The organism is Myxococcales bacterium (assembly GCA_022184915.1).
GTDB lineage: Bacteria > Myxococcota_A > Polyangia > Fen-1088 > Fen-1088 > JAGTJU01.
Genome location: JAGTJU010000001.1, coordinates 293959 through 310173 on the forward strand (window position 1 = coordinate 293959; position 16215 = coordinate 310173).

The following is a 16215-nucleotide window of genomic DNA, read 5'->3' on the forward strand; positions in this document are numbered from 1 at the left end:
CTGTGAGCGAAGCGTGCTCATGTTCCCGGCATGCCCTCACGATGGGAACGGCACGTGCTGCCATGACGACCGACACGATCCCATCTGTTTTCCCCACGCCTGGTGCTTCGCCCTATGCTTCGAGAGGCGAATCCGAGCGAGCGATCGAAACGGAGCCTGAAGAGCTCTCTTTGTCGCCATCGACACTGCCCTTCGACGAGACGGAGTACATCTTTGACAAGTCCACCGTCGTTGCGCCGCCCTGGTACGGAGTGCGCGAGGCGTTGACGCCCGTTGCTGCCGCCGCGGCGTTGCAGGATTCGCGTTCCCTCTTGCACCTCAGCCGCCCCGTCTCTGCAAGCGGCCAGCTCCGCGGTCGCGGGGATGCCCGCTGCGCGCCCCGCGGGAACGATGAACGGCTTGGCAGGTATCGCTTGCTCGAGCGGCTCGGAAAGGGCGGCATGGCCGAGGTGTTTCGGGCTGTTGCCGAAGGGCCTCATGGCTTTCGGCGTGTGTGTGCGCTCAAACGCATCTTGCCCGAGTTCGCCCACTCACGCTGCTTTCAAGACCTGCTCGCGGACGAAGCGTACATCTCTGCCCGCCTTCACCATCCCCATCTCGTGGACGTGTACGACTTCGGGAGCGTGTCGGGTGAGCCCTACCTGGTCATGGAGTATCTCGACGGGCAGGATCTCGCCACGGTCCTCAAGGCGCTCTCACGCGATAAACGCAAGATGTCGCCAGCGGCCGCCGTGGGCATCGCCCGGCAGCTCGCCCGTGGGCTCGCCTACGCTCACACAATTCGAGGTGATGACGGCCAGCCGCTCAATCTCGTGCACCGAGACGTCAGTCCCGACAATGTGATGTTGCTCGGCACGGGCACCGTCAAGCTGCTCGACTTCGGGATCGCGCTCTTCGATCCCCACGGGGCGGCCGCGGGCGCACACGACCGTATTTTGCGTGGCAAGCTGGGGTACGCGTCCCCGGAGCAGTCGCAGGGGCTGCCCGTGGATCGTCGTTCGGACGTCTTCTCGCTTGGCGTCGTGTTGTGGGAGATGCTCACATGTCGTCGGCTCTTCCTGGCCGATAGCGATGCCGACACTCTGCAAAGAGTGCTTTGGTCCCCCTGTCCGGAACCCTCGATGGTGTCTCCGCAGGTGCCATCGTCCTTGGATGCCGTTGTGATGAAGGCTCTCGCGCGTGAGCCCCAAGCTCGCTACGAAAGCGCCGAGTCCTTTTTGGAGGCGCTCGAGCTGGCCCTGCATACCGTTCCCGGGGGTGAAGCCGTGCTCGCGCAGATCGAGACGACGTCGAGGGGAGCGGCCGAAACCCCCGGGCCAAGCGCGCCCGCATCCACACGGTCGTTGATTGCGCTCACACCCTCGCGGTACGAGCGCACGGACGTGCTCGAGCTGCCGTCTCGCCGAAGGCACGTGATGGTCAAGGTGGCAGCGAGTGCCGGGCTGGCCTTGGGTTTGTTGTGGGGCATCGGTGCCCCTCGTCCAGAGCGTTCTCACGTCGGCGCAAATCACCTCGAGCCCACCAAGGGTATCTCTCTCAGCTTGATGCGCGCAGGCGAAAATCAGATTGCGGAAGAGGTGAGCCTTGTGCCCCCACCCGTTCGCGAGCGGTCCTTGCCAAGCGCGAAGGACCTCAGCGAAAGCACCTTTCCCTTCGTGGGTCCTCGTCAGCCACCGCCCCGTTTGAGCGCAGAGCCCTCCCCGCCGCCTTCATCCCTGCACGTCAATCCTTTCCTTCCGTGAACCATGCAAGCGTGCCGCAAATGTGCTTCGTTTTTCGCCACGGTCGCGATCCTCACATCGCTACACCTGCCCCTGGGTGTCGTGCTCGCGAAACCCGAGGAGACCGTAGGCGCACGGCCTGAGGTCGCACGTGCGCACGCCGCCTTCCTGCGGGCCGAGCGCCACTTCGTCGAGGGCCGCTACCGCGCGGCCATGAAGGAGTACGCCATGGGCTTCAAGCTCACATCCTTGCCGGGTTTTCTTCTGAACATCGCCGACTGCCATCTGCGCCTTGGGAATCACGCAGAGGCGCGCAAGGCGTATCTGCGTTTTCTTGGCATGGCTGGCGCCGACGATCCGCATCGGGCGCACGTCGAGCGCGCGCTGGCGGAGGCGGAGGCAGGGCGATCGTCGATGCGCCCGAAGGAGGCGGGCCCGCTTTACCCTGCGCCCAAGGAAGGCCCGGGTTTGCGCGCGGCCTCGGTGCGGGGATCCCGCACTGTCGTCGTGCGCGCCGACAAACCAGGTCCCACGCGAGACGAAGCTGGTGAAGCTCCAGGCGATCCGGCTGCACCGCCTCTTGCAAGCGCGGCACCCGCAACAGACCTGGCAGTGCGATCTTGGGAGCCCCTGCCACAGCGCGCGCTCTCGCCCGAGGTGGCGGAGGTGACGGCCGCTGCGCCCCCGGGGCGGAACCCGCCGGCTGAAGGTACGTGGATTTGGCCTGGGGTGGCAGCCAGCGTCGCAGCGGCCGCGGTACTGGGCTTTTTTGTTCTGCGTTCGGAGGAGGAACTCGTGCAGGAGGGATCGATTGGCACGTTGTCGCGTTGATACGCTCGTGGCGGGATCGTTGCTCGGTGTTGCGGCTTTGGGGCTGCAGAGCGCTTGCCAGGACACCGGCTCGCCCACGAGCGTGCTCGTCAACGTGGTGCCCGGACCCGGTATGACGGACCCGCCGCACGCGTTTCGGGTCTTCGCGCGTTCGGGAGAGACATTCTTCTTCGAGGACGAACGTCTTCCTGAAACGGGGACGCTACATCCTGTGTCGGACCGAGACTACGGGAACATCGTCCTTTACGTCGGTGACGTGCGGAACACCTTTGCGCTCGACCTCTTCGCCATTCGCGATGGTGAAAGGCGGGGGCGTGGCCGCGCCGATGTCGAAGTGATTGCCGGAGCTCAGAGCCAGGCCACGGTGACGATCCTTCCCACGTGGGCGTGGCCGGACGGGGGGGCGTTGCTGGGGCTCGCGCCGAATGGGGAGTCGTGTATCGACCGCTCCCAGTGCCTCTCGGGAGCTTGTGTCGATGCCGTTTGTTGCGCTACCGATTCGTGTTCCCCCTGTGAGGCCTGCAACCTCCCCGGAAAGGTAGGCGCCTGTTCAGCCGTGCCAGCCGGCGAGGGCGATGGTTTGGCCTGTGCGCCCGAAGGCGAACGCTCTTGTGATGGCCTCGGCAGCTGTCGTGCGTCCTCGGGGCAGCGCTGCCTGGCCGCGGCCGATTGTGCTTCGGGGCACTGCGTGCATGGCGTTTGCTGTGAGACCGCGTGCGCAGGGGCGTGTCTGTCGTGCACGCAAGCGGGCCAAGAGGGAAAGTGTGTGCCGTTGCCCGCGGGGAAAGAGGATGAAGCGTGCGGGCCCGAGCTACGCTGTGACGGGGTCGGAGGGTGCGGGCCTGCGTGCACCCTTCACTCTGACTGCCCAACCGGTCAGGCCTGCGTGGACGGCACCTGTGTGACCCCGAAGCGAGAGGGTGAAACATGCGGCCACGACGATCAATGTGTCTCGGCCTTGTGCAGCGACGGCCGATGCTGCCGCCAGGCTTGTGGTCCTTGCACGGCCTGTACGGGTCCAGACGGTGTTTGCGCGCCCCTGCCGGTGGGGTGGCCGGATCCACGCCCGGAGGTGGGCTGCCAGGGGCTGTTTGCCTGTACGGGCCAGGGTACGTGCGCGCTTGCTGCGGGAGCGGCGTGCCGCCAGAACGAGGCGTGTGCCAGTGGCCACTGTGTGGAGGGCGGGTGTTGTGACCAGGCGTGCTCGGGCTTGTGCCGCACCTGCGAGGGCGGCCGCTGTGCACTCATCGTCAACGACGTTGACCCCGGCGCGTGCGAGGGCAACTTCCGCTGCAGCGCTGAAGGGCAGTGCCTGCGAGCGCAGGGGCAGGTCTGTCGTGTGCACAATGACTGTGCCGATGGCCTGTGCCTGAAAGGCCGCTGTGCTGCAAAGGAATGAGCTAGGCCCCCAAAGAAGGCCGTCCTTTGCCGTCGCTTGTCAAAGCATCTCCGATTCTTTCGCGCACGCTCGCGGCGAAGGTCTCGAGGTCGGACGCGGCGAAGGTCGCGGGAGGCTCTGCAGGCAAGACCTGCACGCGGATGCGGGCGGGGCGGCAGATCCAGCCGTGCTTGGCCAGGGCCTCCCGGGTTCCCAAGATGGCAATGGGAAGCACGGGGACGTTTGCCGTTCGTGCGAGCGCAAAGGCGCCGGTCTTGAAGGGGCGCAACTCTGGGGTCTCCGAGCGGGTTCCTTCGGGAAACATCATCACGGAGCTGCCTTGCGCCAGCAGCGCACGGCACGCCTCGAGCATCGTCTGCACGCTGGCTTTGTCGCCGCGCCGAAGGGGGACGTACCCGTTCAAGCGCATGTTCCAGCCAATGAGGGGAACCTTGAAGTTTTCGGCCTTCGATACCCACTTGAAGTGCGTGAACAGGCGGTAGAGCACCATGATGTCCGTTGCCGAACTGTGGTTGGCGACCATCACGTAGGGGGTGCCGGGCTGGATGTTCTCCTTGCCTTTCACCTCCACGCGCCACAGGGGACTGCACCAGGTGTAAAGCGAGGCCCAAAAACTGGTGAAGCGATGCAAAATCGCGCGACGGGGATCCCACAGAGCCGTTGTGCCCCAAACGAAGAGCGCAACCGGGAACAGGGCCAAAGCCGTGACGCTCACGAAAATCCAGTACATCAAAGACAAAAAACGGCTCGCCATACGTATTCGTACCTTCGCCTAGACGCTCGGGAGAACTTTTCGCACACGCGCGCCCCTTGGGGTGGCGTTGTGACACGAACGTTATAGTCGAGCCGGGAGGAACGCGCCCGTTCAGGGCGTGCTGCAACCGATGCGCGCGGTGTGCAGCGCCAGGTCGTCGATCCAGGCGATCCAGGGCTTCGAGACGGTTTGGTAAATCGTAAAGCCGAACCACATCCGGGTGAGGGGTTTCGGAAACGCGTAGGTGGCGGGTTGTTTGTTGCCTTCCCAGACGAGCTTGGGCCGCTCCATGCCGTTCCACCAGATCTGTGCCCTGTCATTGGCCGCGTCCACGAACCACTCGGCACAGATCCACTCCCCTTCGGGCAGGTGCTTGTCGCCGTCGACCAGGGCGGTTTCCCCGTTTCCGCGGGTCTCGACGTTGAACATCATGTGATGCCAGCCCGGGCCCGCGGTCCCCGCAATGCGGACGCTGGTCTTCAACGAGGTTCCGTTGTGCTCCGCGAGGTCCCAGTGCGTGTTTTCGGGCGGGCGCTGCTCGATGAACAAAAAGGCGCGCCCATAGAACGGCTGTCCGGAGAGGGCGAAGGACCTCGTTTCGATGAAGTTTTCTGAATACGAAGTGCCCGTCTGCAGCCTGAGCGCCCGCTGGCCCGCGTGCCTTTGGGCCGTGCCCACACGGGCGTTCCCCACCACCTTCCAGCGCTCCGCGTTCGGAGGGCCTGGCGCTGTCTGCTCGAAGGTCTCGCATAGCACGTAGGGGCACTCGGGCGGCGCTCCCGCTTGTCCGGCGTTGCCCCCCATCGCCCCAGCTTCTCCGCCGCCCGCGCCGCCCGCGCCAGCATCCGCACCGCCCGCAGCTGCGCCGCCGGCGCCGGCATCCGCACCGCCCGCAGCCGTGCCGCCGGCGCCCCCTGCACCGGTTCCCCCTGCGCCCGCCCCCCCTGGGCGAGAGCCTCCGGCTCCGGCCGTCGGGACGCCTCCCGAGCCACCCTTGCGGGCCTCGTCATCGGAGCTCTCTGCCGAAGCCCGTCCGCCGCTCTCTGTGCCCGGCTCGAGCGGCTCTTCGTCCTTGCCGGGGGACGCCGCACAGGCGAAAAGCACGCTCGCAAGGACGGGGCAAGCCAGGATCAGCGGACGCGTTCGAGAGGACATCCTGGGTCTATGTCGAAGTGTCCACACAATCTTCACAGGTTCATCCGGCACGCTCGCCTTACGCGTGGGGTGGTAGGCTCGAGCGCCCCCCGCGTCGGGCCCGCCCCGCCCTAAGGTGTGGTCATGAGCGGCGCGCCGCAGCCGACGTGTTCCAGCAACGCACCCGGGGGAGGAGACAGCTTGAACGACTCCGCTGCGATGTCGGGATTGATCCGGCGGTCACGCACCTTGATCTCCACGCCGTCGTCGAAGCTGGCGCCCGGCTCCGCGAAGCGGATGGTCTCGGGGAACGCGATACCCTCGTGTCGCGTGACGCCCTCGTAGCGCACGCGCCACCACCCGGGCCGGCCGTGCGCGTCCTTGGCGGCGCCCTCCACACCCAGCACGTCGAAGCCCAGGCTCGACTTGCGCATGAGCACGCGCAGCCGTTGTGAGCGGCCGTCCGGACTGGGCGACGTCATCTCGAGGCGCTCGGCGCCCACCTCCGCGTCCCAGTCCAAACCCACCACGCGGGCCCCAGGACCCACGGGCGCATCACCCAGGAGAATGGCCGCGATCGCTTCCGGTGGCAGGGGAATGCGGACCAACGAGGCCACGTTCTGCGGACAGGCGGGCCCTTCGCGAAACACGTTGCGTTCCATGTCGAGCAGCGCGAATCCACCCGCACCGTCAGTCGTCAACGCCGCCACCGTGCCTTTGAGGCTCACCTCGGCCTCGAAACGCAGGCGGCCCGAACGTTCGACCAGCATGAGCACGGTGGCCTTGATGCGGTCACCGCCCAACCAGCTCGTGGTCTTGGTCTGCAAGTTGAGGGCGCGCACGGCGTCCTGGCGTTCGCGCAGCGCCGTCATGAGCGTCTCCGCGTCGGGCGCCGCGTAGGGGCGGGGCTTTGCCGCGTGGCCACAGGCCGAAAGCGCCCACGCGCCCCAGCAAAGCACGATCACGAAACGCCGCATACTCGTGGGACGTCGTTGCGTAGGGCCTTGTTCAGCCGGCTTCATCGTGGTTTTCCCGCTCCCGCGTCCGAACGGGCCTCGTGGGGCCCTTTCCCAGGGCCTCCCGAGCGGCCGTGCGGCAGGCTCGCAAGCAGCGCTTCCAGCTGGGCCTTGAGCTTGGGTTCAGGCCCAAGCGCCAACGCCTGGCGGGCGCGGGCCCTGGCCGGCTCAATGGCCCCTTGTTTGGCCTCCAGCATGGCCACGTGGGCCACGATCTCCGGCTCTTCGGGCTCGATGGCGGCTGCGCCACGCAGGAACGGGGCTGCCGTGGCGAACCGCCCCTGTTGGAAATGAATCCAGCCCACCGTATCCAGGATCGCCGCCGACCCTGGCGTGAACGCCAGCGCCACTTGCGCGCGCTTTTCGGCGAGCGCGAGCCGTTCGCCTCGCTCTGCGGCCACGAAGGCCCAGAAGTTGAGCGCTTCGATGCGGCTGGGGTCCTTGACCAGCACCTCTTCGGCCAGCGCCAGCGCGCGTGCCTTGTCCCCGTACTTGTCCTCCAAGGTGGCGGCGGCAAGTTGCAGCCGCACGTCACTGCGGAGCTCGGGCGGAACGTCGGCCAGGATCTGCCGGGCCCGCGCGAGCTGGGACGCACTGGCAGCCAGCAGCGCTTGGGCTACGACGACCTCGCGCTGCATGTCGGGGTCGAGTGCATCGTCGCTGACCGTGGAAAGCAACGCCTGGGCGGCAGGAACATCGCCTTGCTCTCGCAGCAACGCCACGGCCCGCAGGCGGCCCTCGGCGAAGGTGGGGGCATCCTCGGCAATGGCCTCGAAGCTCCGCATCGCCTCCAGAGGCTGTCGCGCCGCCTCCAAAACCACGCCCTTCGCAAAAAGAGCCCTGCCGCGGGCGTCGTTCGGCGGCTGGGTGCTCAACGCCGCGTCCGCCATTTCCAGGGCCTGTTCGAGGCGGCCCGCGGCGCGCTCGAGCTCCATGCGCGCGTACAGGGTCGATGGGTCGTCGACGCTCACGCGCAGACTTTCGGCCAGGGCCGCCGCATCTTCACTGAAGCCGTGGGTACGCAAAAACAAGGCGTAGGCGGCGGCGACCCCCAGATCCCCCTCTGCGCGCGCCAGCGTTTCCACGTAGGCCGAGCGGGCTTCCTGCAGGTGCCCGTCTGCCGTGTCGAGCCGCGCCAGGAGCAGGCGGGCTTCGAGGTGGTCGGGTTCAATCTCCACGAGCCTGCGGTAGAGCCTCCGGGCGCTGTCGCGCGCGCCGGTGGCCCAGTCGAGCGCCGCCTGGCGATACAGCCCCGGCTGAGACGCTGGCAGGCCTTCGAGCAGAGCGCCCAGCGTGTCCCGGGCTCCCGGCAGATCGAGCGCCATCAGCTGCAGGTCGGCGCGCTCGAGATACACCCGCTCGGCCTCTTCCGCGCCGTGGCCGAAGTCCGTCAGGGGCAAGGCGCGGGTCAACGCCTCCGCGGCGGCCCGGGCGTCGCCCCGGTGAAGCAGGAGGTGCGCCTCTGCCATCAAGCCGTCCACGGTCGTGTCGATCGCCAGCGATGCGTCGATCGCCTTGCGGGCGTCGTCCGCGCGATCGAGCGCGAGCAGGTTTTCCGCCAAGCGCGCCCAAACCTCGGGGGCGCGGGGATCTTCGCCCACCGCGCGCTCGAGCTCGGCCACGGCGTCTTCGTAGCGTTCTTCCTCCTCGAAAAGCAGAGCGCGTGCCACGTGTTCGTAGGCGCGGGGGCTCACCTGACGGGTCACGAGCACCTTGCCGTTCACGATCTTCGTGACCACGGGCTGCCGTGCGGCGCAGGCCGGTGCCAGGATTAGCCAGAGCCCCACGAGCCCTCGCAAAAAAGGGCTGCGGCAAACGGAAGCAAGCCACATCACGGTGGGGGGCTCCTCACAAAGGAATGTTACCGTGCTTGCGCGCCGGCAAGACCTCGCGCTTGTTCGCCAGATCATCGAGCGCGCGGCAGAGGCGCGCGCGGGTTTGCCGCGGCCGAATGACGGCATCGATGTAACCCAGCGAGGCGGCTTCGTAGGGATTCGCGAAGCGCTCACGATACTCGGCCACGTAGGCGGCCCGGGCGGCCTGGGGATCGGGGGCCCGGGCGATCTCGTTGCGGAAGATGATGTTCACGGCGCCTTCCGAACCCATGACGGCGATCTCGGCGCCGGGATACGCGAAGTTCAGATCCGCCCGGATGTGCTTCGACGCCATGACGTCGTAGGCGCCTCCGTAGGCTTTGCGCGTGATCACGGTGACCTTGGGTACGGTGGCTTCGGCATAGGCGTAGAGCAACTTGGCGCCGTGCCGGATGATGCCGCCGAACTCCTGCGCGGTTCCCGGGAGGAAGCCGGGAACGTCCACGAAGGTGATGAGGGGCACGTTGAAGGCGTCACAGAACCTCACGAACCGTGCAGCTTTCACCGAAGCGTCGATGTCGAGGCAGCCGGCCAGATGGGCGGGTTGGTTCGCCACCACCCCCACAGGACGACCGCCAAGGCGTGCGAACCCCACCACGATGTTGCGGGCAAAATCGGGCTGAATCTCGAAGAAGTTGGGTTCGCCTTCGGCTCTGTCGACGATGCGTTCCACGAGCACACGCATGTCGTAGGGCTTCGCGGAATCTGAAGGGATGAAGCCATCGAGGTCGGCGTCTTCCCGATCACGGGGGTCTTGTGAGGGCCTTCGGGGAGGATCCTCGCGGTTGTTCGAGGGCAAAAACGAAAGCAACTGCCGCAGGCCTTCGAGGCACGCGGCTTCGCTGGGAAAGTGCCGGTGGGCCACACCCGAACGTGACGCGTGGGCCTCGGCGCCCCCCAGGGCCTCCTTGGTGACCTCTTCATGCGTGACGGTGCGAATCACGTCGGGGCCGGTGATGAACATGTGGCTGGTGCCGTCGACCATGAACACAAAGTCCGTGATCGCAGGCGAATACACGGCGCCTCCGGCACAGGGGCCGAGGATCGCAGAGAGCTGTGGCACTACGCCGCTTGCCAGGGTGTTGCGCAGAAAAATGTCGGCATAGCCACCCAGCGAGGCCACCCCTTCCTGAATGCGAGCGCCCCCCGAGTCGTTCAGCCCGATGACGGGGGCGCCGGTCTTCATGGCGAGGTCCATCACCTTGCAGATCTTGCCGGCGTACGCTTGGGACAGTGAGCCTCCGAAGACGGTGAAGTCCTGGGCGAAGAGGTAGACGAGCCGGCCGTCGATGCGGGCCGACCCGGTCACCACGCCGTCGCCAGGGATCCTCTGGGCTCCAAGGCCGAAGGCGGTGGACCTGTGGGTCACCAGCTTGTCCAGCTCGAGAAAGCTCCCGGGATCGCAAAGCAGCTCGAGGCGTTCGCGCGCGGTGAGTTTGCCCGAGGCGTGTTGCTTCGCGACCCGCTCGGGTCCGCCTCCGGCTTCGGCTTGCCTCTCCAGGTCTTCGAGCCGGGCGAGAGGATCCGAGGTCGAGGGCTGTGAAGCTTCTTTGGCCGAGGAGGGGTCGAGTTCGTTCTTGGGATTCATGAAGGGAAGCTCACGCGGGGGTCAGACCTAGCCGCATGCGTACGTATTGTCCAAGCAGCTCTTTGGTGGCGCGTGGCGCCTCGGGAAAGGACACGGCCATGCAGCCGTGCTCACCGTCGCCTTCGGCGTCGTCACCCAGCAACTCTGCGCGGCCCCGCACCTCGAAGGGCCCTTGGCCGTCGGGCAGGCGAAAACGCAGGTCCACCAGGCTGCCCGGCTCGAAGGGCAGGGGAGTTTCGAAGGAGGCGCCCTCGGCGCCGATGGCCAGGGCCAAGCGATAGGCACGGCGGTTCCCGTCCCGCGCTTCGACGGGCAGGGCGCAAGGCGCTGTCATTCCAAGACTCACGGAATCAGGCTACCACGGCCCGGGACAAAGGCCGTCGGCCGCGTGGGGGGATGCCGCTTGCCCGGACGATCCGGGGTGGGGAGGCGGCTCGGTGCCCGGGCACGGCCTCGGCTGGCGCTCCGAGACGTCAGAACGATGACGAAAAGGAGGGGGCGCCGGCCGGCGGCTCAACCCGCCGGTGGGGGCCTGCTCTACATCCACACCTTCTTCGAGAACAGGCGCCGCCGTCGTGGCGGAGGTGGACGGTGTAATCTGACGTGCCCGGCGGCGTGGGGGATGGCAAGGATCAGCGAAGAATAATTCTGAACTACGATACTGATGGTGGCCGAACGATAGGGCCCATGGTGCGGCTTTGGGGGAACAGGCAGGCAGACATGGGCGGGATCTGCGCGGCTTTTCCACTCACCTCCCAAGCCTGGTTCCGTGCGGCTTCGCTGGGGCGGTCGCGATCGTGTTTGACCATCCCCAAGGGCGACCCATGGAGCGCACGCTGTTTGGCACGTACCTCTACCGCTGCGACGCCACCGGCATTCTTCGCATCGTTCAGCCCGACGATTGCCGCGCGCTTGCACCGCGCCGCGGCCCTGACCGCGCCTAGGGTGAGCTGAGTCATTGCCCACCAATACCTTGTACTTTGCCGGAATTCGTCGCGCAGGTTCCGTCGCCTCCGCAAATTCTCGTCGCGGGGGCATTAGTAGCGGCTTCTCTGGTCCATCCGCAGCATCCCCTCCGCAGCGGAGCCCGCGGTCGCCGTGGCTGGCAAGCTGACTTCGACGCGACGCGCCGCGGATCGCTTTCGGAGCGCCGGGTGGATCACTTTCACAGCGGCGGGATCACTTCCATGGCGGCGCTGCTAAAGCGTCACGGCAACGCCTTTAGCTGAACCAGCTCGTCCACCCGCGCATCCTGCGCATCTCTTATGCACTCAACGTCCTGACCACAGGCGTTCCTCGTCCGCACGTAGTCTGCCTGCGCCGACTTCACCTTCTCCGCCTTCTCCGGACTTGCCTCGAGATATTGTTGCAACGCCAGCGCGACGCTGCGGTCCCAGGCCGCAAGGTCTAGGTGTGCGCAGATCGTCGTTTCGGTCTCGTTCCCGGGCTTGCCGCAGTCGAATGTGCCCGCCTGTGGCGGGGTATCTTCAGGAACCCGCTTGAGCAGGAGAATGAACTGAGGATCCGCGCGAAGGGCCAATCGGTCATGCTTGTAAAGAGCCGCCCAGTACCCCCGTGCGAAGCTGCGCCCGCGGTTGCCCGTAGCCGTTGGGCAAATTCTATACGCAGCAACACCCTGAGCCTTCGTGACGCCCATGTTGAAGTCGTCCGTACTAGGCCTCGCTGGCCTTCCTCCCATTGGAGGCCTCCAGAAGCCGCGTGAGATCAGGAAGCCCCACGTTGTTCGCCGGACGGGCCAAGCTCGCTGTTTGCAGTACAGGTCGTGGCCGAATTCGAGGGACGTGCGTTCCCCATCAATGATGAACGTGCGCCCTACGAGTCGCGGATCATCCGGCCCATACAGCTGATGCAGCCTATCCTCAGCATCCACCGCCACTTGCTCCACCTCCCATCGTCCTGCGAGAGCGGCAGGCGGCTTCGCCACTTCGCGAGGCGTGTGGATGTCCGAATCTCCACCGCCATTCACTATGAGCGACACGACAATCAGGACGCTCTTCACTTGGCGCCGCCTCTCGAAACGGACTTCGACGAGAAAAGGATCTTCTCGAACTTCTCAGCGATCTCCGCAACCTCTACCTTGTGAGCCTTTGAGGAACCAGGATTCACGATATTCCTGGCTCCGACGTAGTCTGTGAGCTTGTCATTCAGTTATTGCGACAACTTCTTCTTGTTGGCGAAGATCGTGCCGTCGCACATGCCGTTCGCCATGATCTCATAAGCCGTATCAGGCTCGTTCACGAGTTCCGGCTTGAAGAGCAAATCGAGGCCTCGACCCAAGGTGATCCCCGCCACCGCATAGTTGTACCACCAGGTGATCTGCACCAGCCCCCTCCCGTAATAGAGGTGTTCTTCCCCCTCATCTGCTGTGTACGTGGCGTGCGCAGCGCTTCCGGGAGTGACGCCCATCGTTAGCGCCCCCTTCGCTTTGACCGCGATCCCTGACAGTTTCATTTCCCACCGGTCGCCGTCGCGCTCCGTGATCCTGGCGCTTCCCGTGGGGAGCCGGAAGATCTTCACCGGATCGCCGTACGCTAAACCTTTGCCGCGGCCCGATTCGTCAGCAGGGCTGAAGTTTCGCCACACCTTGAGCACGTGTTCCTTGATGGCGCCCTTCTTGTCCCTGGTCTGCTTCGTGACCTTGATCGTATGGCTGCTCTCGATGAAGCAGGTAGCCAGAATGTAGGCTGCCCACCGCACGTCGGTGACGCGCGCGTCGGCACCAATCTTGCGCAGCACGAACAGAAGGTCCGGCACCGACGGATCGTTGTACTTCGGGACCTTCTTGAATTCTTTCGCATAGCCCTCACAAAAGCGCTCCGGATCGTAAGGACCGGTGTAGCCATAGTCCTGCTTCTCCTCTTCTTTTGTAGGCATGAGCCAGCACCTTCTCCCTCTGCCGTGCGGCTCGTCAAGCCCCAAGGTGCGTAAGGGTCATGGCCTCCGAGGCGCAGCAGCCCAAAAAAGGCTACGCCTTGCACATCGGGCGGGGGCCTCGTTTCCCCCTAGCGGCAGCGAGGCTGAGGATGCGAGTCGGCTGACGTTAGGGCGAGCGCAGCGGCGCGCCGACTCGGGAGGGGCCCCGTTGACAAGGTTCAACTACCATAGCGGCGCCGAAACACGTACCATTTCAGTTTACAACTCGAATACCTACCGGGGGAACGGTACCCATGAAGCGAAGTGTTGCTGTAGTTCTGGGCCTACTTTGTGCTGGTCATTTGTTCATCGCGTGCCAGGGCGCGGAAGATTCTCCTTCGGGCGATGACGACCAGTCTGAAGGCGGAGAATCCGGCGGTTCTTCGGGAGGAACCGGCGGCAAGGCCTCGCAAGGCGGCGCCGGCGGGGAGGACTCTGGCGGCAGCGGCGGCAGCGACGAAGGCCAAGGTGGCACTGCTGGGAACGACGGGGCGGGCGAGGGCGGAACCGCGGGGGAAGACGGCGAGGGCGGCTCGGGTGGCACCGGTGGCAGCCCGAACGCGGGTGGCACAGGTGGCAGCCCGAACGCGGGCGGCTCGGGTGGCGTGCCGAACGCGGGCGGTTCGGGTGGCATGCCGGGCGCAGGCGGTGCGGGTGGCGCTGATGACGTGATCGTCGTTCCTCCCGGAGGAAAGTCGGCGGCGGAGCAAGAAGCCGCGGTGCAGGAGTTCAAGAAGGTGGCGAAGGTTACGTCAGAAAAGAAGGACGGCCTTTACACATTAATTCGTGTTGAGACCGACAACACAGTGATCTCGAAATTTGAGGACAAGCACCTCAAGATGCTTGCCGGCTTCAACGCGCTTCAGCGGCTTGAGCTGGTGAACCCCAAGGTCTCCCTTTCCGCCACGAAAGTCGTGGAGACATTACCCGTTCTCAACTATCTCGGGTACCAGTACATAGGCAACTCTATGGCGATAGGCCCAGACTTCATGTTGACCGCGGAAGCTCACAAATCACGGCTCATCGGCCTCAGCTTCAAACACATGTTCAAGATGACCACTGCTACCAAGGTGGGCGAGTTAGGCATCTATCCGAAGCTGCAGTATGTGGTTTTCGACCATGCCAGTGCTGGTCCCGAGGGCGCTAAGTTTCTGGTGAAGAACCCCAGCATCATTGGGCTTGAGCTGCACCGAACCACCATGAATCGCGAACAGTTGAGGTCAGTTGCCAAGGCACTGGTGAATCTGGAGTGCCTTCACATCAAGAACGCCTCTAAGGATGACATCACTTACGCGTTCAGCGGGCACCCCAAACTCAAGGTGCTTTGGCCCCACGAGATAAGCATGAATCTTCCCGGCGTCACGGTGGTGTCCAAAGCTGCGTCGGAGCCCAATAAACCGGGATATAGTGCGCTCTGCAGGGTTTCCCAACTTCGCCCGCATCCTTGACGCTTGCCTCAGCTTCAGAACGCCCTAATCACGCGAACGCGCGTATTGTCTGGATGAGTCGGCCGAGCATGTTCGGCGTGACACTCGCCGCTTTTTCGTACCCCCGGCTCCTTCCAGCTTCAGGCTTGGAAAGTATCGCCGGAACGGCCGCTCCCTTGCCCCCAAATACCGGTTGTTTGTGATGCCCTCTGCGGGCTATGCTCGCTGACGCTGCCGACGTTGGCTTAGAGTCCGAACGCCGGCGTGATTACTTTGGCGGCGAAAGACGAGCGCAAGAACCATGGCAAAGAAGACCGGGCCCCGGAGATCATGCATGACTAACGCGTCGCCGGGGCCGCTGCGTATCCGTATGCTCCTTCGCGTTGGGGCTCTCGTTGTTTTGGGGACCGGCTTTCTCACATCCTGTCAGAGAGCAACTCCCACCTCTTGTGTCACGCCCAACACCTTGCTGATGCGCATCGAGTGCGGCACAGAGCTCGCAGGGCAAGCAGGCGTCGTAACGTCGAAGGTCGGGGTCTCGAGATGGGAGGCCGGCGTACCTTCGTCGACCATGGTTCTTGAAGATGTGTTCCCGCTAGATTGCGCCCGGGCCAGCAATAACTACGAGGTCCGCCTCGGAAAGATGTATGGTCCCGGTGAGCGCTACCGCGTCTCTGTATTGCCGACCGTCGATGGTCAAGTATTGAGCAACCTCCGGTTCGAAGGAGATATCGACCTTGAACCGGGCTGTAGCACCCTGAATGTCCCTCTCAAGTCGGGGGCAGGCGTTCCCGGCGCCGTCAACTTGGGAGGCATATGCGACTCCAGCGTCAAGAACCAGAAGGACTGCGCCGGCGATGCCTCTGTCGAGTGCATCGATGGTATTTGGGTTCTCAAGGAGCCCTGCGCCGGGCGCTGCGAGTCGGGGCTTTGTGTGGGGGACTGTAAGCCGGATTCGAAAGCAACGTGCAGCGAAGATAACGCCCCCGTTATGTGCACCGAAGAGTTTGTCTGGATGAGGCGGGAGGCATGTGTCGGGAAAGCCTGTGTCGACGGCGAGTGTGTGGGAAGCTGCGAACCTGGAAAAAAGCAGTGCGGCCTTGATGGTAACGTTGAAGTTTGCACAGATCAGGGCAATTGGGTGCCTGATGTTTCCCCCGCTTCACAGTGTCAAGAGGGTTGCACCAACGGGATTTGTGATGGTTGCGATGAAAACGAGGTCGCATGCAACGGTCTCTCTTTGCTCCGCTGTACTGCGGCCGGGAAATTCGAACCCGAGAGCACCTGCCAATATGTCTGTACCCCAGGGATTGGCGAGTCTTCAGGATGCACGGGCTCGTGTGTAGGAGGCAGTCGGTCCTGTTCGGACGAAGGAGTGCCCCTCATTTGCACCGTGACTGGTAGCTGGGCTCCCAATCCCGAGGAAAACGAAGGAAACATGTGTCCCAACGTCTGCAACGCAGGTCGCTGCACTGGGAATTGCAAGCCAGGCACTGCGGCATGTAACGGAGACGGTGCGCTCGTCGCGTGCGAGAAC

At 64.8% G+C, this 16215-nt stretch carries 12 protein-coding genes; 4 read left to right on the forward strand and 8 right to left on the reverse strand.

Annotation, left to right across the window (positions count from 1 at the left end):
* Positions 1-170: 170 nt before the first annotated feature.
* From KA712_01325 to KA712_01335, 3 genes are read left to right on the forward strand one after another with little or no spacing between them, the layout of a single operon-like run.
* Positions 171-1742 (forward strand): serine/threonine protein kinase, encoded by a 1572-nt coding sequence (locus tag KA712_01325; GenBank protein MCG5051576.1) that lies wholly within the window; start codon positions 171-173, stop codon positions 1740-1742.
* A 3-nt stretch (positions 1743-1745) separates the two neighbouring features.
* Complete coding sequence (locus KA712_01330; GenBank protein ID MCG5051577.1) at positions 1746-2552, forward strand: hypothetical protein; 807 nt, start codon at positions 1746-1748, stop codon at positions 2550-2552.
* Positions 2533-3951, forward strand: coding sequence for a hypothetical protein (locus tag KA712_01335; protein ID MCG5051578.1), 1419 nt, complete (start codon positions 2533-2535; stop codon positions 3949-3951). The genes KA712_01330 and KA712_01335 overlap by 20 nt, the downstream gene beginning before the upstream one ends.
* Before the next feature lies 1 nt (position 3952).
* Here KA712_01335 and KA712_01340 read toward each other — a convergent pair whose 3' ends face one another.
* The 8 genes from KA712_01340 to KA712_01375 all read right to left on the reverse strand — a co-directional run bounded on the left by KA712_01340 (position 3953) and on the right by KA712_01375 (position 13257).
* A complete protein-coding gene (locus tag KA712_01340) occupies positions 3953-4705 on the reverse strand; it encodes a 1-acyl-sn-glycerol-3-phosphate acyltransferase (protein ID MCG5051579.1) in 753 nt (250 codons plus the stop codon).
* A 111-nt stretch (positions 4706-4816) separates the two neighbouring features.
* Entirely contained in the window at positions 4817-5860 is a 1044-nt protein-coding gene (locus KA712_01345; protein ID MCG5051580.1) for a hypothetical protein, read from the reverse strand.
* 110 nt (positions 5861-5970) lie between these two features.
* Positions 5971-6861 carry a hypothetical protein gene (locus KA712_01350; protein ID MCG5051581.1) on the reverse strand — a complete coding sequence of 297 codons (891 nt, stop codon included), beginning with the start codon at positions 6859-6861 and terminating at the stop codon, positions 5971-5973.
* On the reverse strand, positions 6858-8690 hold the full coding sequence (locus tag KA712_01355; protein ID MCG5051582.1) for a tetratricopeptide repeat protein: 1833 nt from the start codon (positions 8688-8690) through the stop codon (positions 6858-6860). Before KA712_01355 ends, KA712_01350 begins: the two co-directional genes overlap by 4 nt.
* 13 nt (positions 8691-8703) lie before the next feature.
* Positions 8704-10317 carry an acyl-CoA carboxylase subunit beta gene (locus tag KA712_01360; protein MCG5051583.1) on the reverse strand — a complete coding sequence of 538 codons (1614 nt, stop codon included), beginning with the start codon at positions 10315-10317 and terminating at the stop codon, positions 8704-8706.
* A gap of 10 nt (positions 10318-10327) precedes the next feature.
* Complete coding sequence (locus tag KA712_01365) at positions 10328-10651, reverse strand: PilZ domain-containing protein (protein ID MCG5051584.1); 324 nt, start codon at positions 10649-10651, stop codon at positions 10328-10330.
* 873 nt (positions 10652-11524) lie between these two features.
* Positions 11525-12337, reverse strand: coding sequence for a hypothetical protein (locus KA712_01370; protein MCG5051585.1), 813 nt, complete (start codon positions 12335-12337; stop codon positions 11525-11527).
* A 149-nt stretch (positions 12338-12486) separates the two neighbouring features.
* The gene (locus tag KA712_01375) at positions 12487-13257 is read right to left on the reverse strand and encodes a hypothetical protein (protein MCG5051586.1); all 771 of its coding nucleotides are present in this window, start codon (positions 13255-13257) and stop codon (positions 12487-12489) included.
* 248 nt (positions 13258-13505) lie between these two features.
* Here KA712_01375 and KA712_01380 point away from each other — a divergent pair, with 248 nt between their 5' ends.
* Positions 13506-14699 (forward strand): hypothetical protein, encoded by a 1194-nt coding sequence (locus KA712_01380; protein ID MCG5051587.1) that lies wholly within the window; start codon positions 13506-13508, stop codon positions 14697-14699.
* The last annotated feature ends 1516 nt before the right edge of the window (positions 14700-16215 follow it).